Genomic DNA, 22,258 nt, shown 5'->3' on the forward strand with positions numbered 1-22,258 from the left:
AGGCGGCGGCGCCTTCGGCTCCGGCGGCGCAATCGGAGTCCACGCCCCTCACCGATGCCGACAAGCGCGAGCTGACGCCCGAGGAGAAGGCGGAGAAGGAAGCGCGCAAGGAATGCAAGAAGACGATCTGCGACATCCTCGCCACGCGCGATCCGAACGGCGCTGACGTCGCGTGCGACATCACCAAGACCTGGCGCGAGGAGGACATCGTCAAGATGCTCGGCGGCAAGATCGACTGGCCGTGGGGCAAGGCGGTGTGCCAGTCGAAGCTCGCCATCAGCCGCGCGGCTCTCGCCAAGGCCATGAGCGAACAAGAGTACGAGGTCGCGCTCGATCCGCAAAAGGTGAGCTGCACGCTCGCTAGGAAGGGCGGCGGCGAGCCCTACGCGATCAAGGTCACGCTCGCGCCCAAGGTCACCTTCAAGGACGGCAAGGCGACGGAGGCCAAGATGAACTGGGGCGAGGCGTCGGCTCCCCTTCTAATCTATCCGCTCATCTACGCCGGTACCGGGTTGGACAATCAGGCGAACGTGCTCGGGCCCGAAGTGGTGCGCATGGTGAACGAGTTCGCGACGCGGAAATGCGCCGAGGTGAAGGCCGACGCGTCCCAATAGGAGCGCGTCATCGCCGGCCCCGACCCGGCGATCCAGGGCGACGGGCAATGAAAATGCCTTGCCCTGGGCCGATGCTCATATTCGGCCTTGAACCGGCCGTCACAGTCCGCGCCTAATATCGTGCACGAACGGAGGACACTGCGGCCGCATGGACGACAGGCCCGGAGCGAACAGTCTCGCCGCGGCGCCGAACAGCCGCCGCACATCGCAGATCTTGCGTGACTTCGCGGCGAGCCACCAAGAGCCCCGCATCAGCCTCGGCACCTTGCGCGATGCGCTCGGCGATCGCGGCTTCGGCATCCTTCTCTTCATCTTCGCGCTGCCCAATCTCGCGCCGGTGAACATCCCGCTGCTCTCGGCCGTGCTCGGACTGCCGCTCGTCCTGCTCGCGGCGCAGCTCTCCTATGGACGTCACAAGCCGTGGTTCCCCGCTTGGCTCGAGCGCCAATCCTTCCCACGGCTCGGCTTCGCCGCAGTCCTCGGCAGGACGCTGCCCACTCTCGAGCGGATCGAGCGCCTTTTGCGCCCGAGGCTCACCTGGCTCTTGTCGTGGACCGGCGAACGCCTGGTCGGCATGGCCGTGCTCATTCTTGCCGCGGTGCTTGCGCTACCGATCCCGTTCGCCAATTTTCTCCCGGCCTTCGGCATCGCCATCATCGCGCTCGCCATCATCGAGAAGGACGGGCTTGCCGTGCTGGTCGGGCTCGCTATCGGCGTCGCCAGTCTCGCCGTGGCCGCGACCGTGGTCATCGGCCTGATCAAGGGCTTCCTATTCTTCCTGGAACGCGTCTTGGGATGATCAGCTGACGCCTGCGCGTTTGAGCTCGGGCTCGAGCTGCCCGGACAGCATCAGGCGGAACATGCGGATATCGCACTGGAACGACCAGGTCGGGTGCGAAACCATGGCCGGGCGATTGTGCTCGACGAGGAAATGCCCGGCCCAGGCGAAGAGGTAGCCGATGCCGGTCCCGATCAGCGCGACCATGGGGCTCACGGTGAGGAGGCCCGCGATCAGCCCCAGCGCGCCGATCCCCGTTCCGATGACATGCAGAAGCCGCGTCCCGCCTTGCGCATGGTGGCGGAGATAATGCAGCCAAAAATCCTCGAAGCTTTCTTGCTCTGCCGCCATCGCTCCACGGCCCTTCGACACGATACGCTGACCCTACGGGCCAGTCTCCGCATCGGTCAAGCCGCTGTCACGGACCGGCGCTTTCGCCGAGATTGACGATGGCGTTTTGCGCGAGCGGATCGGGAAGCGCGACCTCGGCAAGCCGCGGATGGCGCGCGTAGTAGCGGCGAAGCTCGGCGAACAGGAAGGCCGCCCCGATCAACGGCAGGAGAAGCGCAATCGACAGCGGCGCGCCACTCGCCGCGAGCAGCGCGGACAGCAGCAGCCCGGCCGCCCCGCCAACGTCCCAGCCCCCTTCCGTCGCCACATGGAACCTTAGCGTGCAGGGCGAACGCTTTGCTTGGTTATAGACCGCGGTCATCACCGTCGGAATGTAGAGGCAGACCACGAGCGCGCCGAGCGCGTTGGCAAGGACGGCGAGAGCCGCATGCCCCGGCGCGGCCGCGCGCAACAGCGTGGTGATGACGAGCGCGCCGATGGCGAAGAGGACCGCCCTCTCCCCGCCACCGGTATCGATGAGGCGGCCGAGAAATAGCCCCGCGACCGCGCCCACGAGAGCGGCGAGCGCTAGCGCGCCGCCGAAGGCCGTGAAGCTCTCCCTTAGCGACAGGAAGAGCGCGATTTGCCACACGAAATGGTAGCCGCCGGCGATCCAGCCGTCGGCGAGGAACAGCTTGACGCCCGGGATCGCAGCGCGGAAGGCGCCCGGTGCCTTGGCGGCAACCCGGACCTCCGGCGTGAAGAAGAGCGGCAGCGCGGCAAGCAGAAGCAGCAGGCTCGTCGCGCCGAAGGCAACCATCGGGCCGAGGGCGACGAGCGCCCAACCGGTGACGAGCGGGCTCACGATCCCGACCAGCGCCGCCACCGCCTCGCGCGCGCTGACCTCCGACCCCCGATGCTCGTGATTGCCGAGCGCGGCGAAATAGGCGTGGTAGGTCGACCAGTAAAGCGTGTCGCCGACCGAACCGACGATGCATAGAAGGACGAGGGCGAGGCCGACCCCGTGCACTTCGGCCAGCAGCGGATATTGCAGCGCCGTGAGCACCGTGCCGGCGATGACCAGCGCCCGCATGCCGGTCCTGACCGCGATCGGAACGATGACCGGCCTGATGACGAAGCGGCCGGCGAGGATGAGCGCGATCGCCGTGAAGATCCACGGAGCAGAGACGCCCGCCTTGAGCAGATAGACGGCAAAGAACGATGCGCCTCCCGACAGGGCGATCGAATGAATCGCGTAGTGCAGATTGAGGAGGTTGACCGTTCTCGAGCGGAAGAAGGCCATCTGGCAACCCTGATTTATGGGAAAGGCGGTCGTCGGCCGGAGTCCTAGCCGCACCGGCTTCCGCGCACAACCTGCCAAGTAGCGCCGGCGATTCTTGGGCCGCTTTACAAGCGGGGAGGCTTCCCATACATCCGGCAAGGAATTAGAGGAGCAGATCATGGGCTACAAAGTCGCCGTCATCGGCGCGACCGGCAATGTCGGACGCGAGATGCTGAACATCCTCGCCGAGCGCGAGTTTCCCGCCGACGAGGTCTTCGCCATCGCCTCGCGCCGCTCGATGGGCGTCGAGGTCTCCTATGGCGATCACCGCCTGAAATGCCGCGACCTCGAGCAGTTCGATTTCCGGGGCGTCGATTTCGCCCTGATGTCGGCGGGCTCGGCCGTGTCCAAGGAATGGGGTCCGAGAATCGGGGCGCAAGGCTGCGTCGTGATCGACAATTCCTCGTGCTGGCGCTACGACGCCGACGTTCCGCTCATCGTGCCCGAGGTCAATGCCGACGCCGTCGCGGGCTTCACCAAGAAGAACATCATCGCCAATCCGAACTGCTCGACCGCCCAGCTTGTCGTCGTGCTCAAGCCTCTGCACGATGCCGCCAGGATCAAGCGCGTGGTGGTCGCCACCTATCAGTCCGTGTCCGGCGCCGGCAAGGAGGCGATGGACGAGCTGTGGGATCAGACCAAGGGCATCTTCGTCACCGACCCGCCCGAGCCCAAGAAGTTCACCAAGCAAATCGCCTTCAACGTCATTCCCCATATCGACGTCTTCATGGAGGACGGCTCGACCAAGGAAGAGTGGAAGATGTCGGCCGAGACCAAGAAAATTCTCGATCCGAAGATCAAGGTCACGGCGACCTGCGTGCGCGTGCCGGTGTTTGTCGGCCATTCGGAAGCGGTCAACGTCGAGTTCGAGCAGCCGATCACCGCGGCGGAAGCCCGCAAGATCTTGCGCGAGGCGCCCGGCGTGCTCGTCGTCGACAAGCGCGAGAACGGCGGCTACGTGACGCCGGTCGAGTGCGTCGGCGATTACGCGACCTTCGTCAGCCGCATCCGCGAGGACCAGACTGTCGACAACGGCCTCTCCTTCTGGGTGGTGTCCGACAATTTGCGTAAAGGGGCGGCGCTCAACACCGTCCAGATCGCCGAGCTGATCGTCAACCGCAACCTGCTCGACAAGGCCGCCTGAGCCCTACCGTCATCTTCCTGGGAAGACGGCCGGCGACAATTGTCCGCGGAGGATGACGTCATGATCTTCGGGCTGCTTGCGCTGACCGTGGCCGCCGCCTTTACCGGCGCCGCTTTCTATATCAATTTCGCCGAGCAACCGGCGCGACTTGCGCTCGATGACCGCGCATTGCTCGCGGAATGGAAGCCCGCCTATACCCGCGGTTTCGCCATGCAGTCGTCGCTTGCGCTGATCGGCGCGGCGCTCGGCGCCATCGCCTTTTGGCAGACCGGCCGCTACGCCTGGCTCGGCGGCGCCATCCTGCTCTTCGCCAATTGGCCTTACACCATGATCGCCATCATGCCGACCAACAAGACGCTGATGGCGACCGCGCCCGAGAAAGCAGGGTCTGAGAGCCGCGCCCTGATCGAGCGATGGGCCCGCCTTCACGCTGTGCGTACCTTGCTCGGCCTTGCCGCGACGGTGGTATTTCTCTGCGGCTTCCTTGTCGATTGACCCCCTCGTGCTGCCGGTTCCGCGGGAACCTCGGCCTTGGGCCGTTGTTTTCCCCTCGCGGGGCATTTGCAAACGAGAGGAGATCGCCATGGCGACCATGCAGGATTGCATCAGGGATTGTCTCGATTGCCACGCCGTCTGTCTCGAGACCATCGCGCATTGCCTCGCCAAGGGCGGCGAGCACGCCGATCCCGATCACATCCGCATCCTCGAGGACTGCGCCCAAATCTGCATCGCGAGCGCGGATTTCATGTTGCGCCGATCGCCGCTGCACCAGATGACCTGCCGCATCTGCGCCGGCACTTGCGAGATGTGCGCCGAGGATTGCACGCGGCTTGCCGATGACGAGGCGATGGTGCTGTGCATCGAGACCTGCCGCCGCTGTGCCGCGAGCTGCGCCGAGATGGCCGCCGCCGAGCGCAAGGCCGCCTAGTCTTCGGCGAGCGCCTCGAACCGTCCGCTCTCCTCGTCGAGCAGAACCAGCTCGCCGCTCGCGATGTCGAAATGGAGCCCATGCAGGGCGAGCAGGCCCTCCCCCATCCGCTCCTTGACGAAGGGGAAGGTCGCGAGGTTGACGATTGACGAGCGAATGGCGGCGAACTCGAAGGCCTTTTCGTCGCCATGGCGGGACACATCGCTGTCGATCAGCTTCAGTCCCTCGAGCAGGGTGAGCCATCTGCCGATGAAGCCGTGCTCCGAGACGCTGCCGCGCACGCCTCGCCGATAGGCGGCGACGCCGCCGCAATGCGAGTGGCCGAGAACGATGAGGTGCGGCACCTTGAGCGTCGTCACCGCATATTCGATTGCGGCGCTGGTGCCGTGGTACTTGCCTTCCGGCTCGTAAGGCGGGACGAGATTGGCGACGTTGCGCATGATGAAGAGAGACCCGGGCTCGGCATCGAAGATCGCCGACACATCGACGCGCGCGTCGCAGCAGGCAATCACCATGGCGGTCGGCGTTTGGCCGAGCTCGGCGAGCTGGAGGTAGCGGCCGCGATCCTTGGCATGCGCGCTGCGGCGGAAGCGGAAATGCCCATCGACCAAACTTTTCGGCAAATGCAACTGATACCTCCCTCAATTTGTGGATGGCGCGCTGCACCATTCCAGCCTGACGCCGATTTGTCCAGCGCGCGCCGATCGGAAAGTCCTATCGGTCCATCAAGGCGTGCCTCTTGATCGGCCCCTGCAGAGCTTTATCTCAAAGACAACGATAAACCGCGATGCAACCGTCGGGAAACGGGGAAACGCCAGAAAGGGGCAGGGCGCCGCGTGAGCGCCCCAGCCTGGGAAAGGAGTGCGCCATGGCCAAGGTACTCTGTGTTCTTTACGACGATCCCGTGGACGGCTACCCGCCGCAATATGCGCGGGATTCCATTCCGAAGATCGACCACTATCCGGACGGCATGACTACGCCGACCCCGAGCAAGATCGATTTCAAGCCGGGTCAATTGCTCGGCAGCGTCTCCGGCGAGCTCGGGCTTCGCAAGTTCCTCGAAGACGCGGGCCACACGCTCGTAGTGACCTCGGACAAGGACGGTCCCAATTCGGTCTTCGAGAAGGAATTGCCCGACGCCGAGGTCGTGATCTCGCAGCCCTTCTGGCCTGCCTACATGACGAAGGAACGCTTCGATAAGGCCAAAAAGCTGAAGCTCGTGATCACCGCCGGCATCGGCTCTGATCACACCGACCTGCAAGCCGCGATGGACAAGGGCGTGACTGTCGCCGAGGTCACCTATTGCAACTCGATCAGCGTCTCCGAGCACATCGTCATGATGATCCTGGCGCTGGTCAGGAACTACATCCCCTCTTACGGCTGGGTCGTCAGAGGCGGATGGAACATCGCCGACTGCGTCGAGCGCTCCTACGATCTCGAAGGCATGAATGTCGGAACCGTGGCGGCAGGCCGTATTGGCCTTGCGGCGCTCAGGCGGCTGAAGCCGTTCGACGTCAAGCTGCACTACACCGACAAGCACCGCCTGCCCAAAGCGGTGGAGGAGGAGCTTGGACTCACCTTCCATCCGAATGTCGAATCGCTGGTCAGGGTGTGCGACGTGGTGACCATCAACGCTCCATTGCACCCCGAGACCGAGGGCATGTTCAACGACAAGCTGATCAGCAAGATGAAACGCGGCAGCTATATCGTGAACACGGCGCGCGGCAAGATCTGCGACCGTGATGCGATCGTCCGCGCGCTCGAGAGTGGGCAGCTTGCAGGCTACGCCGGCGATGTCTGGTTCCCGCAGCCCGCGCCGGTCGACCATCCGTGGCGCACGATGCCGCACCACGGCATGACCCCGCACATCTCTGGGAGCTCGCTGTCCGCGCAGGCGCGCTACGCGGCCGGCACCCGCGAGATTCTCGAATGTTACTTTGCCGGCAAGCCGATCAGGACCGAATATCTGATTGTGGACAAGGGCAAGCTCGCAGGGACCGGCGCCCACTCTTACACGGCGGGCGATGCCACCAAGGGCTCGGAGGAAGCGGCAAAGTTCAAGAAGTCCGCCGCCTGACGGTTCGATCGGGGCCGAGTTCTAGATTGGGCAAAAGGGGACGCTTGCCGCGTCCCCTTTTTATCGGCTCTGCGGTCGTCGCCTGCGGGAACCTCGTCGGGCGTCGTGCCATCTAATGGTGCGTTGATACCCTTCACCCGCGAACCCGAGGATCCATGATGCAGAACCGTATCGTCGCAGCCGCGTTCTTGAGCGCAATTCTGTTAGCGATACCCGCCGCTGCGGCAGACCAAAAGCCCACCGACCCGCAAATTGCCCACATCGCCTACACCGCCGGCGTGCTCGACATCGAGGCCGCCCAGCAGGCCTTGGCCAAATCGAAGAACAAGGATGTCCTTGCCTTCGCCCAGCAGATGGTCGGCGACCACACTTCGGTGAACAATCAGGCGCTCGCCCTGGTCAAGAAGCTCAACGTCACGCCCGAGGACAATGCGAACAGCCAGAGTCTGACCAAACAAGCCGACGAGACCCGCAAGAAATTGGCCGGCCTCGACGGGGCGGCATTCGACAAGGCCTATGTCGATAACGAAGTGGCGTATCATAAGGCCGTCAACGCCGCGCTCAGCACGACGCTCATTCCGGACGCGCAGAACCCGGAGCTGAAGTCGCTCCTGCAAAGCGGCCTGACGCTCTTCCAGGCGCACGAGAAGCATGCCGAACAACTCGCCGGTCAACTGCACTAGTGCATGAGCCACGCATTCAGGAGTTCGTTGACATGGCGAGCGTCGCGCTGAGCTATGAAGCCCTGACTGATGTCGATCTGGCCGGGCGGATCGCTCAGCGCGACCCCCTTGCCGTCCGCCTCGTCCTGAAGCGCAATAATCAGCGCCTCTTCCGCGCGGCCTGGGCGGTGCTGAAGGACCGCGCCGATGCCGAAGACGCTGTCCAAGAGGGCTACCTCAAGGCGTTTGCCGCGATCGGCAGCTTCACCGGCGCCTCATCGCTCGCGACCTGGCTGACCCGCATCGTACTCAACGAGGCGCTCGGCAAGAAGCGATCGTCGCAGCGGCGAGCGCGCCTGCTTCAGCAACAGTCGGTGGCTCTCATGGACGACTACCGGGAACGACAGACGGACATCTCGGCCGAGCCCTCTCCGGAACAGGAGGCCGCGCGCCGTCAGGTTGCCAAGCTTCTCGAGCGGGCGGTCGCCGAGCTCCCGGAGCCGTTTCGCGTCGTCTTCGTGCTGCGCGATGTCGAAGGCCTGAGCGTGGAGGAGACGGCCGAAGTTCTCGGCGTGCAGCCCCAGACGGTCAAGACCCGTCTGCTGCGCGCGCGAAGGCGGCTGCAAACGATGCTCGCGCCGGCGTTGCAGGACGCGCTCCAGGGCGCCTTTCCCTTCGCCGGCAAGGCGTGCGATGCGCTGACCGAACGCGTGATGGCGAAGTACTTGGCCTAGCCATGCAGGAAGCGCTCAGTGCTTCTTCTTGGTGGTCTTGTAGGCGGTCTTCTTCTTCTTTGCCGTCTTAACCGTTTTCTTCTTGGCCGCGGTCTTGGTCCCCTTGCCCGTCAGCTTGTCGGCCTGCGCTTGCGTCATCTCGCCGGCATCGACCAGCGCCGCCACGCAGGCATGGGATACCTTCTTGATATTGCGCGACATGCAGGCGCGAAGCGCCTCGCTGCCTAACCCATACTCGCCGCAATAGGCATGATAGTCCCTCTGGCAATCGCGCTTCTCGCGATCGGTGATCTGCGCGGCGATGGCCGGAAGGAACGTAAGGCAATAGGCAAGGAGGACGGCACCCGAAACGATGGTGCCAAGCTTGGCTGACATGTGGTCGGACCCTGTCTGGTTGCGTGACGCCGACACGTTAAGAAGCCGAGCTATGCGGCGAAACCGTGTCACAATTCGGCCCGGACGGCCGGTCAACCGGCGCTGATCAGGGCCCCTGTTGTAGGGACCAGACGAAGCGTCCGTCGCGCGATTGTCATGCAAGCGTCGCAAAAGGCCAACCCGGTGGTGACGCGCACATGGAATTCTATCGGAGACGGGGGTAGGGATAAAAGGATTGCCTTTGTGCCCCCTTGCGATTGCGTGCCGCCGCGTTCAGACTGTCGGCAAAGCGACGATAAGACGCTTAGGGGGGATGGGGATGACGCGCACCGAGGTGGCTTCCGCAAGCGACCATCATTTCGGCCTGCTCGACAAGGAGCGGATCATCGCGCCGGCCGATTATAACCGCTGGCTCGTTCCGCCTGCGGCTCTCGCCATTCATCTTTGCATCGGTATGGCCTACGGTTTCAGCGTGTTCTGGCTGCCGCTCGGCCGTGCCGTTGGTGTGAGCCAAGGATTGGATAAAGCCATCCCCTGCCCCGGCGACGCCACCACCTTCTGGGGTAAGGTCGCCATCACTGGGCACGCGTTGTTCGCCACCGACTGCGACTGGACCCAGTTCGATCTCGGCTGGATGTTCACCCTGTTCTTCGTGCTGCTCGGCGTCTCCGCAGCGATCTGGGGCGGCTGGCTCGAGAGGGTAGGTCCGCGCAAAGCCGGCGTCGTTGCCGCGATCTGCTGGTGCGGCGGGCTGCTGATTTCGGCGGTTGGAGTTTATGTCCACCAGCTTTGGCTGATGTGGCTCGGCTCGGGCATCATCGGCGGCATTGGGCTCGGGCTTGGCTACATCTCCCCCGTCTCGACTCTGATCAAATGGTTCCCCGACCGGCGCGGCATGGCGACCGGCATGGCCATCATGGGCTTCGGCGGCGGCGCCATGATCGGCAGTCCTCTGGCCACGCTGCTCATGAACCATTTTGCCACGCCGACCTCGGTTGGCGTCTGGGAGACCCTCGTCGCGATGGCGGCAATCTATTTCGTCTTCATGATGGGTGGCGCGTTCGGCTACCGGCTGCCGCCGACGGGCTGGAAACCGCTCGGTTGGACGCCGCCGGCGAGCGCCAAGGCGATGATCACCACCGGCCACGTGCATCTCAACGATGCCCACAAGACGATCCAGTTCTGGCTGATTTGGTTGGTGCTCTGCCTCAACGTCTCGGCCGGTATCGGCATCATCGGCGCCGCCTCTCCCATGCTTCAGGAGACCTTCGGCGGGCGCCTGTTCGGCGATCCGACGGTGGGCTTCGCCCAATTCGATGACGCGCAGAAGGCCAAGGCAGCCCTCGTCGGCGCGGCCTTCGTCGGTCTATTTTCGCTGTTCAATATCGCCGGCCGGTTTTTCTGGGCATCTCTGTCCGACAAGATCGGCCGCAAGATGACCTATTACACGTTCTTCGTGCTCGGCTTCATCTGCTATGCCGCGGCGCCGACGCTCGCCACCCTCGGCATGCTCGGCCTATTCGCCGCGGCCTTCTGTCTGATCGCCTCGATGTATGGCGGGGGCTTCGCCACGATCCCCGCCTATCTCGCCGACATTTTCGGCACGCAATTCGTGGGCGCCATCCACGGCCGTCTGCTCACCGCCTGGTCTACCGCGGGCATCGTCGGGCCTGTAATCGTCAACTACATGCATGACTCGCGCAAAGCCGAAGGCATTGCGCCCGACCAGATCTACCATCCGATCTTCTACGTGCTGGCCGGGCTCCTCGTCGCCGGCTTCATCTGCAACCTCCTCATCAGACCGCTTGCCGCCAAATGGTTCATGAAGCCCGAGGAGGTCGAGGCGCTGCAAACGAAGTCGGCGCGCGACCGCGCCATGCATGCCGTCGAGATCAGGGCGCGCGAAGAGACCCATCCCGGCATCCGACTGCTGCAGCCGATCGGACTCCTCTTGGTCGCCATCGCCGTGGTGTGGTGGATCACGTTCTACACGAAGCAGGCGGGAGGGATCGGCGGCGTTTGGGAGTGCCTGATCTATTCCGCAGGCCCGTGTCTCGACGCCGTTGCCAAGGCGGAAGCCGCGGGCTCCTTCGCCTATCATCCCTTCCTCATGTGGATCGGGCTTGCGCTCTGGTTCGCCGGCATCGTGTTGAGCCCGCGCCGCCTCGAAGTGGCGCCGCTCGCCTGGTTCGCCGTTGGACTTCCCTTGCTGTGGGGCATCTGGATCACCGTGGATAAGGCGCTCGTCCTGTTCGCCTGACCGGACGCTGATGAAGGGGCCTTCCTCGCCGGAAGATTCTTTTGTGCTGGCGCGAGTGATATGGTGGCGTGAGGACTTCGCGGCACTACGGCTAGGGCCGCGTTACCATCAGGCACGCAAGATCTGGCGGGCACCGCCTCCTCGCCTGTTCAGAATTTCTTAATGTGGCTTTCAGGGCCTGTTCACGGACCAGTCATGCGGTATCCATCGCCGATCGCCATTATCCTATGCGTGAGTTCACCGAACTTGAGAATTTCACCGCGAAGGAGACGAACATGAGAGAGTGGCTGAAACCCGAGATCACCGAGTCCGAGGCTGGCATGGAAGTGACGAGCTACCTCCCGGCCGAGCTCGACCGCGCTTAATTCGCCGCGGTTCTTTCGAACTTTCGATAAGATGGCGGTCCTCACGGAAGTGAGGGCCGCCATTTTGCCTTTGTGCGCTCCGATCCGCCCCCTCCGTGAGCCGCCTCTAAGCTTGCCTTCCCCTTCTGCCCCCGCTTGGGCTAGATAGGCCCCGCGTCAATCTTGGGCCGCGTCGCGATGGGGCTTTTCCGAAGCAAAAGCGAGACTTACCCCGCCGCGACCATCGCCGCCGATATCGAACGCGGGCTGATCGCGCGCTACCTCGCCCGCATCCTCGAGCGCGGCGACCTCCCCTTGCGCGGGCTGCTCGGCGTGCTGCGTTGGATCAACGAGCGGCGCGATTTCATGAGCTTGCCGGTCCCCGACGAGCTCTCCAACCTGCTGACCAATTTCTATTCCGGGCAGTTCACCTATGCCGATCTCGACCAGCTTTATCGCCGCGACCGCGAAACGCTGATTGCAACTTTGCGGCAGATCGCCGAGCCGACCCCGCGGCCCGAGCCGCTTGCGACCAACATCGAATTTCTGGTGCGAGAGCTCGGCCTGCCGCCGGCGGCGCTCAAGATCGTGGGCCTCGTCGCCTGCGCTGCCCGTTACGACCAGGTGCAATATCTCTGCGACACCCTGGCGAGCCTTTCGGGATCCATCACCCGCAACGTTGCCATGCTCGTCGGCGAGCCGGCACGCAGCATCGAGTCGCTGATTTCGCCGGCCGGCGAGCTTGCGGCTTGCGGCCTGCTGCAGCTTCGCGAAGACTCCAATCATATCAACGGCAGGTTCGGGGTTCCCTGGCGGATCGATGCCTGTCTCGATCGCGCCTTCCCGGACTTTCCCTCGCTCAGAGCGGCGCTCCTCGGCGATCCGCTCGAGGCTTCGCTCAATCTCTCCGACTACGACCACGTCGCCGAGGATTGCGATCTCATCAAGCGCCTGATCGAAGGGGCGAGCGCCGAAGGTGCGCGCGGCATCAATATCCTCCTGTTCGGCCCTCCCGGCTCGGGCAAGACCGAGCTTGCCAAGCTCGCCGCAGCGGCGGCCGGCGTCAGCCTTTACGCCGCCGGTGAGGAGCAATATGCCGGGCGCGAGACGAGCCGCACCGAGCGCCTCTCCGATCTTGCCTTCTTCCAGCGCCTGCTCGGCGGTGGCCAAGGCACGGCCATCCTGTTCGACGAGTTCGAGGACGTGGCTTGGCAGCTCATCAATCGCGGCGGGTCGAAGCTCTATCTCAATCGCCTGCTCGAGACGAACCCGGTGCCGGTGATCTGGACCTCGAACAACATCTTCGAGATCGACGCCGCCGTGCTCCGCCGCATGTCGTTGATCGTCGAGCTGAAGGTGCCGCCCGTGCGCCAGCGCGCGGTGATCTTGCGCCGGCTCGCCAATCGCTACGAGGTTCCACTCGAGGACCACGAGGTGCAGGAGCTTGCCCGCCGCCTGCCCGCAACCCCTGCCGTGCTCGAGAACGCGCTCCGCGCCGCCAAGCTGTCTGGCGGCGGCAAGGACGCGCTCGAGCGCGCGGCGTCCGGCATTATCCGCGCGTTGTCCGGCGGCGGCGCGCGCCCGGCCGTATCGGTCACCGACTTCGATCCCGCGCTCACCTGCGCGAGCATGGACTTGATCGCGCTCACCAAGCTTATCGTTCAAAGCTCGAACCTCGCCTTCTCGCTCTGCCTGTCCGGCCCTCCCGGCACCGGCAAATCGGCCTTCGCGCGCTATCTTGCCCGGCGCCTTGGACTCGAGGTCTTGCAGAAACGCGCCTCGGACCTGCTCGCGCCCTATATCGGCCAGTCCGAGAAGAACATCGCCGAGGCGTTCGAGAGCGCGCGCGAGGCGCAAGCCATGCTCATCTTCGACGAGGCCGATTCCCTTCTGTTCGACCGCAGGGAGGCGGTGCGTTCGTGGGAGGTGACCCAGGTCAACGAGATGCTGACCTGGATGGAGCACCACCCACTCCCCTTCTGCTGCACCACCAACATGATGGAACGCTTCGACTCGGCCTCGCTCAGGCGCTTCACCTTCCACATCCTGTTTCATTACCTCGATGCGAAGGCGCTCGCGCGCGCCTACGCCATCTTCTTCCAGATGACCGAGGTGCCGCCGCACGGGCTTGCCTTCACCAACCTCACGCCGGGCGATTTCGCCCAAGGCCGCCGCCAGGCCGACATGCTTGGCATCGCCGAAGATCCCGACCGCGTCGTCGCTCTTATCGCCGAGATCAGCCGTAAAAAGCCCGGCAGCCCGCGCGCCTCGATCGGCTTCGTCCGCGAGCCGCAGAGCTGAGAAGCGATGGACCCGTTCTTCACCGCTCTCATTGCCGTGGTGATCGCCTTTCCCGTGCTTGCGGTGGCGGCCTTCCTCCTGGCACTCGCCAATCGCGGCCGGCTGAAGCGGCTCGAACACCGCCTGGTAAGTCTCGAAGCACGCCTCGCGGGGCCCGCCGGCGAGGCATCCCTTGCCGCAGCCCCCTCGGAAAAACCGCCGCAGACCGTCCCCGCGGCCAAGGAGCCCGAGAAGAAGGCCGAGGAGACGGCGCCGCCTCCGCCCGAGCCTCAGCCCAAGGCCGCGCAAGCGCCGCTTCCGGCAGGACCCGAGGTGAGCCTCGAGGAGCGCTTCGGCACCCAATGGGTGGTGTGGGCGGGCGGCATCGCGCTTGCGCTCGGCGGCTTCTTCCTCGTGCGCTATTCGATCGAGCAGGGCTGGTTCGGCCCCGGGGCGCGCGTCATTGTCGCCGCCATCGTCGCGCTCGCGCTGGTCGCGGCCGGCGAATGGACGCGGCGGCGCGAGATCACGACCGGGCTCGCCGGCCTTCCCAAGGCGCATATCCCGAGCGTGCTCACCGCGGCCGGCACGGCAATCGCCTATGCCGACGCCTACGCGGCCTACGCCCTTTATGACTTCATCGGTCCAGGCGTCGCGTTCGTCCTGCTTGGCCTCGTCGCGCTCGGCACGCTCGCCGCCGCCCTCCTGCATGGGCGGGGTCTCGCCGGCCTCGGTCTGATCGGCGCCTTCCTAACCCCGCTCATCGTCTCGACCGAGGCGCCGAACTATCTCGCGCTCTATCTCTATCTCGCCGTGGTGACGGCTGCCTCCTTCGCGCTCGCCCGAGCCCGGCTTTGGCGTTGGCTCGCCATCACCGCCGTGATCGCGAGCGTACTTTGGACGTTCCCCGGTATCGGTGAACTCGACTGGCTGCCCGAGCACGTGTTCCATATCGGGGCCGGCTTCGTGCTCGCCGCTGCGCTCATCGTCTCGGGCTTCCTGTTCGGGCCGCCGTCCGAGCGGGGAGAGATCGACCTCGTCTCGTCGGGCGCGCTCGCCGCCTATCTCTTCGCCGCGATGCTGCTCGTGCTGTCCACTGGCCACGACAGCCTTGCACTCCTGCTCTTCTGCGTTCTTGTCGTCGGCACGCTCGCCATCGCCTGGCGCACCGATGCGGCGGCGCTCGTGGTGCCCGTCGCCGCCCTCTTCGTCGCCGCCATCTTCTGGCACTGGTCGATCGATTTCGATGTCGCCCTTCTCGGCCTTCCCAACGGGCCGGTGCCCGACAGCCTGTGGAAGCCCGAGCATTATCTGTTCGGCACGCCGCTCTCGCTCGGCGCCGCCTTCGGCGCGCTGTTTCTCGCGGCCGGCTTCCTCGCCCAGGGACCCGGGGAGCGGCGCGTCGTCTCGGCGCTATGGGCCGGCTCAGCCGTGTTCGCGCCGATCGCCATCCTGATCGCGCTCTATTACCGCATCGCGGGCTTCGACCGCTCGATCCCGTTCGCCGGCGCCGCCGTGGTCCTCGCCGGAATCTTCGCGCTCGCGACCGAGCTCATCGCCAAGCGTGAAGGCGAAGGCGAAGGCAGGCTCGCGAGCGGCATCTTCGCCACCGGTTCGATCGCTTCGCTTGCGCTTGCTCTCAGCCTCGCGCTCGAGAAGGGCTGGTTGACGGTAGCGCTTGCGCTCATGGTTCCCGGCATCGCCTGGGTCGCCGAGAAGCGGCCCCTGCCCGCCTCCCGCTGGCTTGCGGCCGCGATGACCATGGCCGTGCTCGGCCGCATCATCTGGGACCCCGAGATCGTGGGCGGCGCGATAGGCGCGCAGCCGGTGTTCAACTGGCTGCTCTACGGCTACGGCATCCCTGCGGCGGCCTTCTGGCTTGGCGGCTACATGCTCCGCCGCCAAGCCGACGACGTTCCGACCCGCCTCGTCGAGTCTGCGGCCATCCTCTTCACCGTGCTGCTCGTGGTGATGGAAGTGCGGCACTACGTGACGGGCGGCGATCCCTACACCTGGGGCAACGCGCTCGCCGAGACCGCGCTCGACGTTTCGCTCCTGCTCGCCGTGCTTATCGGGCTCGAGCGCGTGCGGCTGAAGAGCGGCAGCGTGATCCACGACTGGGGCGCGCGCTTTCTCGCCGTCCTCCTCATGCTCACCATCGTGTCCAAGCTCGGCGTCGACGCCAATCCCCTGATCATGGGCGATCCCGTCGGCCCGCCCTTGGTCAATCTGGTGCTGCTCGGCTACGGCCTGCCTGCCGTGCTTCTCGCCATCCTCGCTTATGTGACGCGCAAGACGCGCCCGCGCTGGTACGGCCTGACGGCGCTCGGCGTGGCGCTGGCGCTCGCCTTCGCCTATCTCACGCTCGAAGTGGCGCGGCTGTTCCACGGTCCGGTGCTGACCGCGGGCGAAATCTCGGATGCCGAGCAATACACGTACTCGGCGGTCTGGCTCGGGTTCGGCGTGGCGCTGCTCGCGGCCGGCATCTTCTATCGCTCGCTGCCCTTGCGCATCGCCTCTGCCGCCGTGATCGTGCTCACCGTGCTCAAGGTGTTTCTCGTCGATATGTCCGATCTCACCGGCTTCTACCGCGCGCTTTCCTTCCTCGGCCTGGGCGCCGTGCTGATGGGGATTGGCTGGTTCTATCAACGCCTTCTCTTCCCGCGCCGCACGCTCGCGGGCGAATCGCCCCAGGGGTGACAGACATGCGCGCCCCGATTATGGTCCGCAGGCTCCACCCGCGAGCTGGCACGGCTTCAGCCCCACAAGAACGAAGGTCTATCCGCCCATGGCTTGGGTCTATCTCTTTTTGGCAGGACTGCTCGAAGTCGGCTACGCCTCGACCATGAAGCTGACCGAAGGCTTTACCAGGCTGTGGCCGACGCTCTTTTTCGCCTTCTGCATCGTGACGAGCTTCGTGCTTCTGACCCGCGCCGCCCGCGAGATTCCCATAGGCACGGCCTACGCCGTTTGGGGCGGAATCGGCACGGCAGGGACTGTCATCGTCGGCATTCTCGCCTATAACGAGCCGGTCACCGTGCTCCGCATGGTCTGCCTCGTCATGCTGCTCGCCTCCATCGTCGGACTGAGACTTGCAACGCCATCATGAACGACACCAAGACCCAACTCGTCGACAAGACCGTTACCGGCAACTACTTCGAGGATTTCGCGCTCGGCCAGGAGATCGTGCACGCCACGCCCCGCACCGTCACCGTGGGCGATGTGAGCCTGTTCACCGCGCTCTACGGGTCGCGCTTCGCCGTGCAGTCCTCGGACGCCTTCGCGCAAAAGATCGGCTATCCCCGCTCGCCGATCGACGACCTGCTCGTGTTCCACGTCGTCATCGGCAAGACCGTCCCCGACATTTCGCGCAACGCCATCGCCAATCTCGGCTATGCCGAGTTCCGCTTCCTCGCCCCCGTCTATCCCGGCGATACGCTCGCCTCGACCTCCACGGTGATCGGGCTTAAGGAGAACTCCAACAAGAAGAGCGGCAACGTCTATGTGCGCACGACCGGGCGGAACCAGCGCGGCCATCCCGTGCTTTCCTTCGCCCGCTGGGTAATGGTCAACAAGCGCGACGCCAATGCGCCGGCGCCTACTCCCATCGTCCCCGACCTTGCCGCAAGCATCGAGTCCGAGACGCTCGGCGCCGCACTTCCCGCTCTCGATCTCGCCGACTACGACTATGCGCTCGCCGGTTCGCCCAAGCGCTGGAGCGACTATGAGGTTGGCGAGAAGATCGACCACGTCGACGGCCAGACCATCGAGGAGGCTGAGCACCAGCTCGCCACCCGCCTGTTCCAGAACACCGCGCGCGTGCATTTCAACCAGCACGTCGAGGGCAAGGGCCGCTTCGGCCGCCGCCTCGTCTATGGCGGCCATATCATCTCGATCGCCCGCAGCTTGAGCTTTAACGGGCTCGCCAACGCTTTCCATATCCTCGGGCTGAACGGCGCGCGCCACGTGGCGCCCTCTTTCGCCGGCGATACGATCTATGCCTGGAGCGAGGTGCTCGACAAAGCCGAGCTGCCTGGCCGCTCCGACGTCGGGGCGCTGCGGCTCCGCACCTTCGCCGTCAAGGACCGCGCGTGCGCCGACTTTCCTGGCATCAAGTCCGACGGCAGCCACGAGGACGGCGTCGTTCTCGACATGGATTACTGGGTCGCGCTTCCGCGTTAGGAGTTGGCCATGGGCCGGAAGCTTCTCGTCCTTGGGGCGGCGGTTACCGCAGTCTTGCTGCTCGCGGTAGCGGCCTCGGGCGAAGACGAGCCGGTGGTGGCGAAGGCCTTTGCCGTCGTCAAGGATGCATCCGGGAAGGAGGTTGGCAGGGCGACCTTCTCGGCCACCCCGAGCGGGACGCTCATCGACTTGAGCCTGACCGGGATTTCCCCTGGGGTGCATGCCGTGCACATCCATGCGGCCGGCAAATGCGAGCCACCCGACTTCAAGTCCGCCGGCCCGCACTTCAATCCCGACCAGACCAAGCACGGCATGATGAGCCCCGAAGGGCCGCATGCCGGCGATCTGCCCAACGTCCACGTGCCGGCCGACGGCAAGGTCGAGGTCGAATTCTTGAACCCGATTGTGACGATCGGCCAGGAGGCGGCGCTGCTCGACGCCGACGGTTCGGCGCTTGTCATCCACGCCGGTCCCGACGACTATAAGACCGACCCAGCCGGCAATTCCGGCGACCGCATCGCCTGCGGCGTCATCACGCGCTGAGCGCGGCGCCCCTTCGTTGCCCATCGCGACCTTGCCGCGCGGCGGTCCCCTGTGTCTAATTGTCAGGGCAAACGGCACAACCGGAGTGATACCGGTGGCAAAGAGAAACTTGAAGGCACCTCTCGCGCTTGCGCTCGGCGTTTCCCTCTGGGCCGCCGCATCGGCACAGGCCGCATCGTCCGTCGAGGGGACCTGGACCGGCACCGCCTATCAAAACGAAGGCGCCTCGGGCTACACGGTCATCATCACCATCACCTCGACAGAGGCCGCGACGCGCTACCCCGAGCTCAACTGCAACGGAAAGTTGACCCGCGTCGGCGCCTCGGGCGACTACGTCTTCTTTGCCGAGACCATCGTTCGCGACGAGCCCGGTGGCGGGGGCCATTGCATCGACGGGACAATCACCGTGGCGCCGGCGGCCGACAAGCTTGCCTGGGGCTGGTTCGGAAGCTTTGAAGGGAAGGCCTATACGGCCTGGGGCCTGCTTTCGCCGCGATAAGCCGCCTCGATTGCCCTTAGGCCGCCTCATGCGTTATGAAGGCCCGAAAGCCTGGGCAACCACAGCAGAAACCATGGAAAACGCCAAGCTCGCGGCCAACCGGCCGCTCTCCCCGCATTTGCAGATCTACCGTCCGATGATGACGATGCTGATGTCGATCGCCCATCGCATCTCGGGCGCCGCCAACGCCATCGGTTTCCTCCTGCTCGCCTGGTGGCTCGTCGCCATCGCCGAGGGGCCTCATGCCTATGCCAAGGTCGAGCACTTCTTCGCCGGCATTCCCGGCCGCGTGCTTCTCTTCCTGTTCAGCTGGTCTCTGATCCACCACATGCTCGGCGGCATCCGCCACCTCGTCTGGGACACCGGCCGGGCGATGGACAAGACGAGCATCGAGGTGCTGGCCTGGCTCACGATCGTCTCCTCGACCGTGCTCACCATCCTGGTGTGGGTCGCGGGCTACGCTCTGAGAGGAGGCGCCTGACATGGCGACGCCTCTCAAGCACGTGCGGGGCCTGGGCACCGCCCATCGCGGCACCGACACCTTCTGGCGCCAGCGGGTGACGGCGCTCGCCAACATCCCGCTGACTATCTTCCTCATCCTTGCGATCGTGAGCCATATCGGCTCGAGCTACGAGGAGGTGGGGGCCTATCTCGCGCACCCAGTCGTGGCCCTGGCAATGGTCGCGCTCATCGTCTCTGCGGCCATCCATCTTCGCATCGGGCTGAAGGAGATCATCGAGGATTACGTGCACGCCGAGGGCTTCAAGGTCGCTGCCATCGTGCTTGCCACCTTCTTCGCCTATGGCGTTGGCCTCGCCGCGCTGTTCGCCATCATCAAGATCAGTCTCGGAGCCTGAAGCTAGATGCCGCAAGACGCCACGCCCAACGCCGCGCCAAACGTGAACGGCCGCGCCTATCCCATAATCGACCACGCCTATGACGTGGTGGTGGTCGGCGCCGGCGGTTCGGGCTTGCGCGCCGTGGTCGGCGCGAGCGAGGCGGGCCTGAGGACTGCCTGCATCACCAAGGTGTTCCCTACCCGCTCGCACACCGTGGCGGCGCAGGGCGGCATCGCCGCGGCGCTCGGCAATATGGGCCCCGACGACTGGCGCTGGCACATGTACGACACGGTCAAAGGCTCCGACTGGCTCGGCGACCAGGACGCCATCGAATATCTCTGCCGCAACGCCCCGCAAGCCGTGTACGAGCTCGAGCATTGGGGCGTCCCCTTCTCGCGCACCGAGGACGGCAGGATCCTCCAGCGCGCGTTCGGCGGCATGACCACCGAGTTCGGCAAAGGCCAAGCCAAGCGCACTTGCGCCGCCGCCGACCGCACCGGGCACGCCATGCTGCACACCATGTACGGCCAGGCGCTGCGCCATTCCGCCGAGTTTTTCATCGAGTATTTCGCCATCGACCTGATCATGGACGACGAGGGCCGCTGCCGGGGCGTGATCGCGCTCAACATGGCCGACGGCAGTCTGCACCGCTTCCGCGCCCATCAGACCATCCTCGCCACCGGCGGCTACGGCCGCGCCTATTTCTCCTGCACGAGCGCGCATATCTGCACCGGCGACGGCAACGCCATGGTGTTGCGCGCCGGGCTTCCGCTCCAGGACATGGAGTTCGTGCAGTTCCACCCGACCGGCGTCTATGGCGCGGGCGTGCTCATCACCGAGGGGGCGCGCGGCGAAGGGGGCTTCCTGCGCAATTCCGAAGGCGAGAAGTTCATGGTGCGCTATGCGCCCTCCGCGAAGGATCTCGCCTCGCGCGACGTCGTCAGCCGCGCCATCACCATCGAGATCAGGGAGGGGCGCGGGCACGGTCCCGACAAGGACTACATGCACCTCCACCTCGATCATCTCGATCCCGACCTTCTCGACGAGCGGCTGCCGGGCATCTCAGATCTCGCCCGCATCTTCGCCGGCGTCGATGTCAAGAAGGCGCCGATCCCGATCATCCCGACTTGCCACTACAACATGGGCGGCATCCCCACCAACATGCACGGCGAGGCGATCGCGCCGAGGAACGGCGACCCCGACGCCGTCGTGCCGGGGCTGATGGCGCTCGGCGAGGCCTCATGCGTCTCGGTGCATGGCGCGAACCGGCTCGGCTCGAACTCGCTGATCGACCTCGTCGTGTTCGGCCGCTCGGCCGCGCTCCGCTGCGCCGAGCTGATCAAGAAGGACAGCCCGATCCCCGAGCTGCCGAAGGGCGCGGGCGAGAGCGCCATCGAGCGGCTCGACCGCTTCCGCTATGCCAAGGGCGGAACGCCGACCGCCCAGCTACGCTTGCGCATGCAGAAGACCATGCAGCGCGACTGCGCCGTGTTCCGCACGAAGGAGGTGCTGCAAGAAGGAGTGAAGGCGATCAAAGAGGTGTGGGACGACGCCGCCGACATCAAGACCACCGACCGCTCGCTCATTTGGAACACCGACCTGATCGAGACGCTCGAATTCGACAACCTCATCGCCCAGGCCGCCGTCACCGTTCAGGGCGCGCTCGCCCGCGAGGAGTCGCGCGGCGCCCATGCGCGCGAGGACTTCCCCAAGCGGAACGACAAGGATTGGATGAAGCACACCCTGTCCTACGCCGATTACGGCACGCACACCGTGCGGCTCGACTTCCGTCCGGTGCACAATTTCACGCTCTCGAACGAAGTCGCCTACATCGAGCCGAAAGAGCGCGTGTATTAAAGGCCGGTCCGTGCCGGGAAGCGGCGCGGAAGCGCCGCATCTCGACGGGTGGCTAACGCTAGGCGTTGCCCCTCTGACGCGCCGCGAGCATCCGGTCGAGCACGGCTTTTACCCCGTTGAAATTAAATGGCTTGGGGAGAAGGATCGGATCTTTGAATCCGGCTTCCGGCGCTACGCCTGCGTCTCCCGTGGCGAAGGCGAAGGGGATTCCGCGCTTCTCGAGTTCGGTTGCTACCGAGAATGAGTTCTGTCCTGCCAGATGGACGTCGAGAATCGCGCCGTCGAGCGGCATCTCGCCGGCAAAGCGCAGCCCCTCGGCGACCGAGCGAACGGGTCCGACTACCTCGCAGCCGAGGTCGGTCAGCCAATCCTCGACCAGCATGGAGATCAACGGCTCGTCATCTAAGACCAGAATACGCGGCACGCGAAACTCCTGCGATGACGCAAGGTAACCACCAGTCTAGCTGTGC

At 65.1% G+C, this 22,258-nt stretch carries 24 protein-coding genes; 19 read left to right on the plus strand and 5 right to left on the minus strand.

The genetic code is table 11. The annotated features are described in order from the left end of the window. Both VFB18_RS04460 and VFB18_RS04465 read left to right on the plus strand, forming a co-directional pair. Positions 1 to 614: hypothetical protein (locus VFB18_RS04460; protein ID WP_324971399.1), on the plus strand; the 614-nt coding region annotated here is incomplete at its 5' end. 148 nt (positions 615 to 762) lie between these two features. Further along, positions 763 to 1,413, plus strand: coding sequence for an exopolysaccharide biosynthesis protein (locus tag VFB18_RS04465; RefSeq protein ID WP_324971401.1), 651 nt, complete (start codon positions 763 to 765; stop codon positions 1,411 to 1,413). On the opposite strand, the gene VFB18_RS04470 is transcribed toward VFB18_RS04465, so the two are convergent. Together VFB18_RS04470 and VFB18_RS04475 are read right to left on the minus strand one after the other, a co-directional pair. Then, a complete protein-coding gene (locus tag VFB18_RS04470; protein WP_324971404.1) occupies positions 1,414 to 1,743 on the minus strand; it encodes a DUF962 domain-containing protein in 330 nt (109 codons plus the stop codon). It abuts the gene before it with no gap. A gap of 67 nt (positions 1,744 to 1,810) precedes the next feature. After that, positions 1,811 to 3,025, minus strand: a complete 1,215-nt coding sequence (locus VFB18_RS04475) for an MFS transporter (RefSeq protein WP_324971407.1) — start codon at positions 3,023 to 3,025, stop codon at positions 1,811 to 1,813. A 157-nt stretch (positions 3,026 to 3,182) separates the two neighbouring features. Between VFB18_RS04475 and VFB18_RS04480 the strand changes: the two genes are divergently transcribed. The 3 genes from VFB18_RS04480 to VFB18_RS04490 all read left to right on the plus strand — a co-directional run bounded on the left by VFB18_RS04480 (position 3,183) and on the right by VFB18_RS04490 (position 5,136). After that, the gene (locus tag VFB18_RS04480; RefSeq protein ID WP_324971410.1) at positions 3,183 to 4,208 is read left to right on the plus strand and encodes an aspartate-semialdehyde dehydrogenase; all 1,026 of its coding nucleotides are present in this window, start codon (positions 3,183 to 3,185) and stop codon (positions 4,206 to 4,208) included. A 63-nt stretch (positions 4,209 to 4,271) separates the two neighbouring features. After that, the gene (locus VFB18_RS04485) at positions 4,272 to 4,703 is read left to right on the plus strand and encodes a DUF1772 domain-containing protein (protein WP_324971466.1); all 432 of its coding nucleotides are present in this window, start codon (positions 4,272 to 4,274) and stop codon (positions 4,701 to 4,703) included. Positions 4,704 to 4,791: 88 nt separating this feature from the next. After that, positions 4,792 to 5,136 carry a four-helix bundle copper-binding protein gene (locus VFB18_RS04490; RefSeq protein WP_324971413.1) on the plus strand — a complete coding sequence of 115 codons (345 nt, stop codon included), beginning with the start codon at positions 4,792 to 4,794 and terminating at the stop codon, positions 5,134 to 5,136. On the opposite strand, the gene VFB18_RS04495 is transcribed toward VFB18_RS04490, so the two are convergent. After that, positions 5,133 to 5,765: a carbonic anhydrase gene (locus VFB18_RS04495; RefSeq protein ID WP_324971416.1), complete on the minus strand. Its 633-nt coding sequence runs from the start codon at positions 5,763 to 5,765 to the stop codon at positions 5,133 to 5,135. The genes VFB18_RS04490 and VFB18_RS04495 overlap by 4 nt on opposite strands. Positions 5,766 to 6,004: 239 nt before the next feature. On the opposite strand from VFB18_RS04495, the gene VFB18_RS04500 reads away from it, so the two are divergent. From VFB18_RS04500 to VFB18_RS04510, 3 genes are all read left to right on the plus strand, one after another. Further along, complete coding sequence (locus VFB18_RS04500) at positions 6,005 to 7,213, plus strand: NAD-dependent formate dehydrogenase (RefSeq protein ID WP_324971420.1); 1,209 nt, start codon at positions 6,005 to 6,007, stop codon at positions 7,211 to 7,213. 158 nt (positions 7,214 to 7,371) lie between these two features. After that, a complete protein-coding gene (locus VFB18_RS04505; protein WP_324971423.1) occupies positions 7,372 to 7,896 on the plus strand; it encodes a DUF4142 domain-containing protein in 525 nt (174 codons plus the stop codon). A 32-nt stretch (positions 7,897 to 7,928) separates the two neighbouring features. Beyond that, positions 7,929 to 8,609, plus strand: coding sequence for an RNA polymerase sigma factor (locus VFB18_RS04510; protein WP_324971426.1), 681 nt, complete (start codon positions 7,929 to 7,931; stop codon positions 8,607 to 8,609). A 15-nt stretch (positions 8,610 to 8,624) separates the two neighbouring features. Here the strand turns inward: VFB18_RS04510 and VFB18_RS04515 are convergent, their stop codons facing one another. Beyond that, the gene (locus tag VFB18_RS04515; RefSeq protein WP_324971428.1) at positions 8,625 to 8,984 is read right to left on the minus strand and encodes a hypothetical protein; all 360 of its coding nucleotides are present in this window, start codon (positions 8,982 to 8,984) and stop codon (positions 8,625 to 8,627) included. Between the two features lie 319 nt (positions 8,985 to 9,303). On the opposite strand from VFB18_RS04515, the gene VFB18_RS04520 reads away from it, so the two are divergent. From VFB18_RS04520 to sdhA, 11 genes are all read left to right on the plus strand, one after another. After that, a complete protein-coding gene (locus VFB18_RS04520) occupies positions 9,304 to 11,244 on the plus strand; it encodes an OFA family MFS transporter (RefSeq protein WP_324971430.1) in 1,941 nt (646 codons plus the stop codon). A 275-nt stretch (positions 11,245 to 11,519) separates the two neighbouring features. Beyond that, complete coding sequence (pqqA, locus tag VFB18_RS04525; protein WP_324971433.1) at positions 11,520 to 11,609, plus strand: pyrroloquinoline quinone precursor peptide PqqA; 90 nt, start codon at positions 11,520 to 11,522, stop codon at positions 11,607 to 11,609. Positions 11,610 to 11,786: 177 nt separating this feature from the next. Next, positions 11,787 to 13,889, plus strand: a complete 2,103-nt coding sequence (locus VFB18_RS04530) for an ATP-binding protein (RefSeq protein ID WP_324971436.1) — start codon at positions 11,787 to 11,789, stop codon at positions 13,887 to 13,889. A 6-nt stretch (positions 13,890 to 13,895) separates the two neighbouring features. After that, positions 13,896 to 16,568, plus strand: coding sequence for a DUF2339 domain-containing protein (locus tag VFB18_RS04535; protein WP_324971439.1), 2,673 nt, complete (start codon positions 13,896 to 13,898; stop codon positions 16,566 to 16,568). Positions 16,569 to 16,656: 88 nt separating this feature from the next. Continuing rightward, positions 16,657 to 16,977 (plus strand): multidrug efflux SMR transporter, encoded by a 321-nt coding sequence (locus tag VFB18_RS04540; protein WP_324971442.1) that lies wholly within the window; start codon positions 16,657 to 16,659, stop codon positions 16,975 to 16,977. Further along, on the plus strand, positions 16,974 to 18,050 hold the full coding sequence (locus VFB18_RS04545; RefSeq protein WP_324971445.1) for a MaoC family dehydratase: 1,077 nt from the start codon (positions 16,974 to 16,976) through the stop codon (positions 18,048 to 18,050). Before VFB18_RS04540 ends, VFB18_RS04545 begins: the two co-directional genes overlap by 4 nt. A 9-nt stretch (positions 18,051 to 18,059) precedes the next feature. After that, entirely contained in the window at positions 18,060 to 18,593 is a 534-nt protein-coding gene (locus tag VFB18_RS04550) for a superoxide dismutase family protein (RefSeq protein WP_324971448.1), read from the plus strand. A gap of 109 nt (positions 18,594 to 18,702) precedes the next feature. Further along, positions 18,703 to 19,092 carry a hypothetical protein gene (locus tag VFB18_RS04555; RefSeq protein WP_324971451.1) on the plus strand — a complete coding sequence of 130 codons (390 nt, stop codon included), beginning with the start codon at positions 18,703 to 18,705 and terminating at the stop codon, positions 19,090 to 19,092. Between the two features lie 73 nt (positions 19,093 to 19,165). After that, the gene (gene sdhC, locus VFB18_RS04560) at positions 19,166 to 19,573 is read left to right on the plus strand and encodes a succinate dehydrogenase, cytochrome b556 subunit (RefSeq protein ID WP_324971455.1); all 408 of its coding nucleotides are present in this window, start codon (positions 19,166 to 19,168) and stop codon (positions 19,571 to 19,573) included. 1 nt (position 19,574) lies between these two features. Further along, on the plus strand, positions 19,575 to 19,949 hold the full coding sequence (sdhD, locus tag VFB18_RS04565; RefSeq protein WP_324971458.1) for a succinate dehydrogenase, hydrophobic membrane anchor protein: 375 nt from the start codon (positions 19,575 to 19,577) through the stop codon (positions 19,947 to 19,949). A 6-nt stretch (positions 19,950 to 19,955) separates the two neighbouring features. Then, positions 19,956 to 21,788, plus strand: a complete 1,833-nt coding sequence (gene sdhA / locus VFB18_RS04570) for a succinate dehydrogenase flavoprotein subunit (RefSeq protein ID WP_324971461.1) — start codon at positions 19,956 to 19,958, stop codon at positions 21,786 to 21,788. A gap of 58 nt (positions 21,789 to 21,846) precedes the next feature. Here sdhA and VFB18_RS04575 read toward each other — a convergent pair whose 3' ends face one another. Continuing rightward, a complete protein-coding gene (locus tag VFB18_RS04575; protein WP_324971463.1) occupies positions 21,847 to 22,212 on the minus strand; it encodes a response regulator in 366 nt (121 codons plus the stop codon). Positions 22,213 to 22,258 lie beyond the last annotated feature (46 nt).

This window comes from Methyloceanibacter sp., assembly GCF_035650995.1.
Classification (GTDB): Bacteria; Pseudomonadota; Alphaproteobacteria; order Rhizobiales; family Methyloligellaceae; genus Methyloceanibacter.

Coding starts and splice junctions, on each gene's coding strand:
- sdhA (WP_324971461.1), top strand. CDS start 19,956: ATGCCGCAAGACGCCACGCCCAACGCCGCGCCAAACGTGAACGGCCGC.
- VFB18_RS04490 (WP_324971413.1), top strand. CDS start 4,792: ATGGCGACCATGCAGGATTGCATCAGGGATTGTCTCGATTGCCACGCC.
- sdhD (WP_324971458.1), top strand. CDS start 19,575: ATGGCGACGCCTCTCAAGCACGTGCGGGGCCTGGGCACCGCCCATCGC.
- VFB18_RS04545 (WP_324971445.1), top strand. CDS start 16,974: ATGAACGACACCAAGACCCAACTCGTCGACAAGACCGTTACCGGCAAC.
- VFB18_RS04515 (WP_324971428.1), bottom strand. CDS start 8,984: ATGTCAGCCAAGCTTGGCACCATCGTTTCGGGTGCCGTCCTCCTTGCC.
- VFB18_RS04500 (WP_324971420.1), top strand. CDS start 6,005: ATGGCCAAGGTACTCTGTGTTCTTTACGACGATCCCGTGGACGGCTAC.
- VFB18_RS04475 (WP_324971407.1), bottom strand. CDS start 3,025: ATGGCCTTCTTCCGCTCGAGAACGGTCAACCTCCTCAATCTGCACTAC.
- pqqA (WP_324971433.1), top strand. CDS start 11,520: ATGAGAGAGTGGCTGAAACCCGAGATCACCGAGTCCGAGGCTGGCATG.
- VFB18_RS04480 (WP_324971410.1), top strand. CDS start 3,183: ATGGGCTACAAAGTCGCCGTCATCGGCGCGACCGGCAATGTCGGACGC.
- VFB18_RS04535 (WP_324971439.1), top strand. CDS start 13,896: ATGGACCCGTTCTTCACCGCTCTCATTGCCGTGGTGATCGCCTTTCCC.
- VFB18_RS04530 (WP_324971436.1), top strand. CDS start 11,787: ATGGGGCTTTTCCGAAGCAAAAGCGAGACTTACCCCGCCGCGACCATC.
- VFB18_RS04510 (WP_324971426.1), top strand. CDS start 7,929: ATGGCGAGCGTCGCGCTGAGCTATGAAGCCCTGACTGATGTCGATCTG.
- VFB18_RS04550 (WP_324971448.1), top strand. CDS start 18,060: ATGGGCCGGAAGCTTCTCGTCCTTGGGGCGGCGGTTACCGCAGTCTTG.
- sdhC (WP_324971455.1), top strand. CDS start 19,166: ATGGAAAACGCCAAGCTCGCGGCCAACCGGCCGCTCTCCCCGCATTTG.
- VFB18_RS04465 (WP_324971401.1), top strand. CDS start 763: ATGGACGACAGGCCCGGAGCGAACAGTCTCGCCGCGGCGCCGAACAGC.
- VFB18_RS04470 (WP_324971404.1), bottom strand. CDS start 1,743: ATGGCGGCAGAGCAAGAAAGCTTCGAGGATTTTTGGCTGCATTATCTC.
- VFB18_RS04540 (WP_324971442.1), top strand. CDS start 16,657: ATGGCTTGGGTCTATCTCTTTTTGGCAGGACTGCTCGAAGTCGGCTAC.
- VFB18_RS04505 (WP_324971423.1), top strand. CDS start 7,372: ATGCAGAACCGTATCGTCGCAGCCGCGTTCTTGAGCGCAATTCTGTTA.
- VFB18_RS04520 (WP_324971430.1), top strand. CDS start 9,304: ATGACGCGCACCGAGGTGGCTTCCGCAAGCGACCATCATTTCGGCCTG.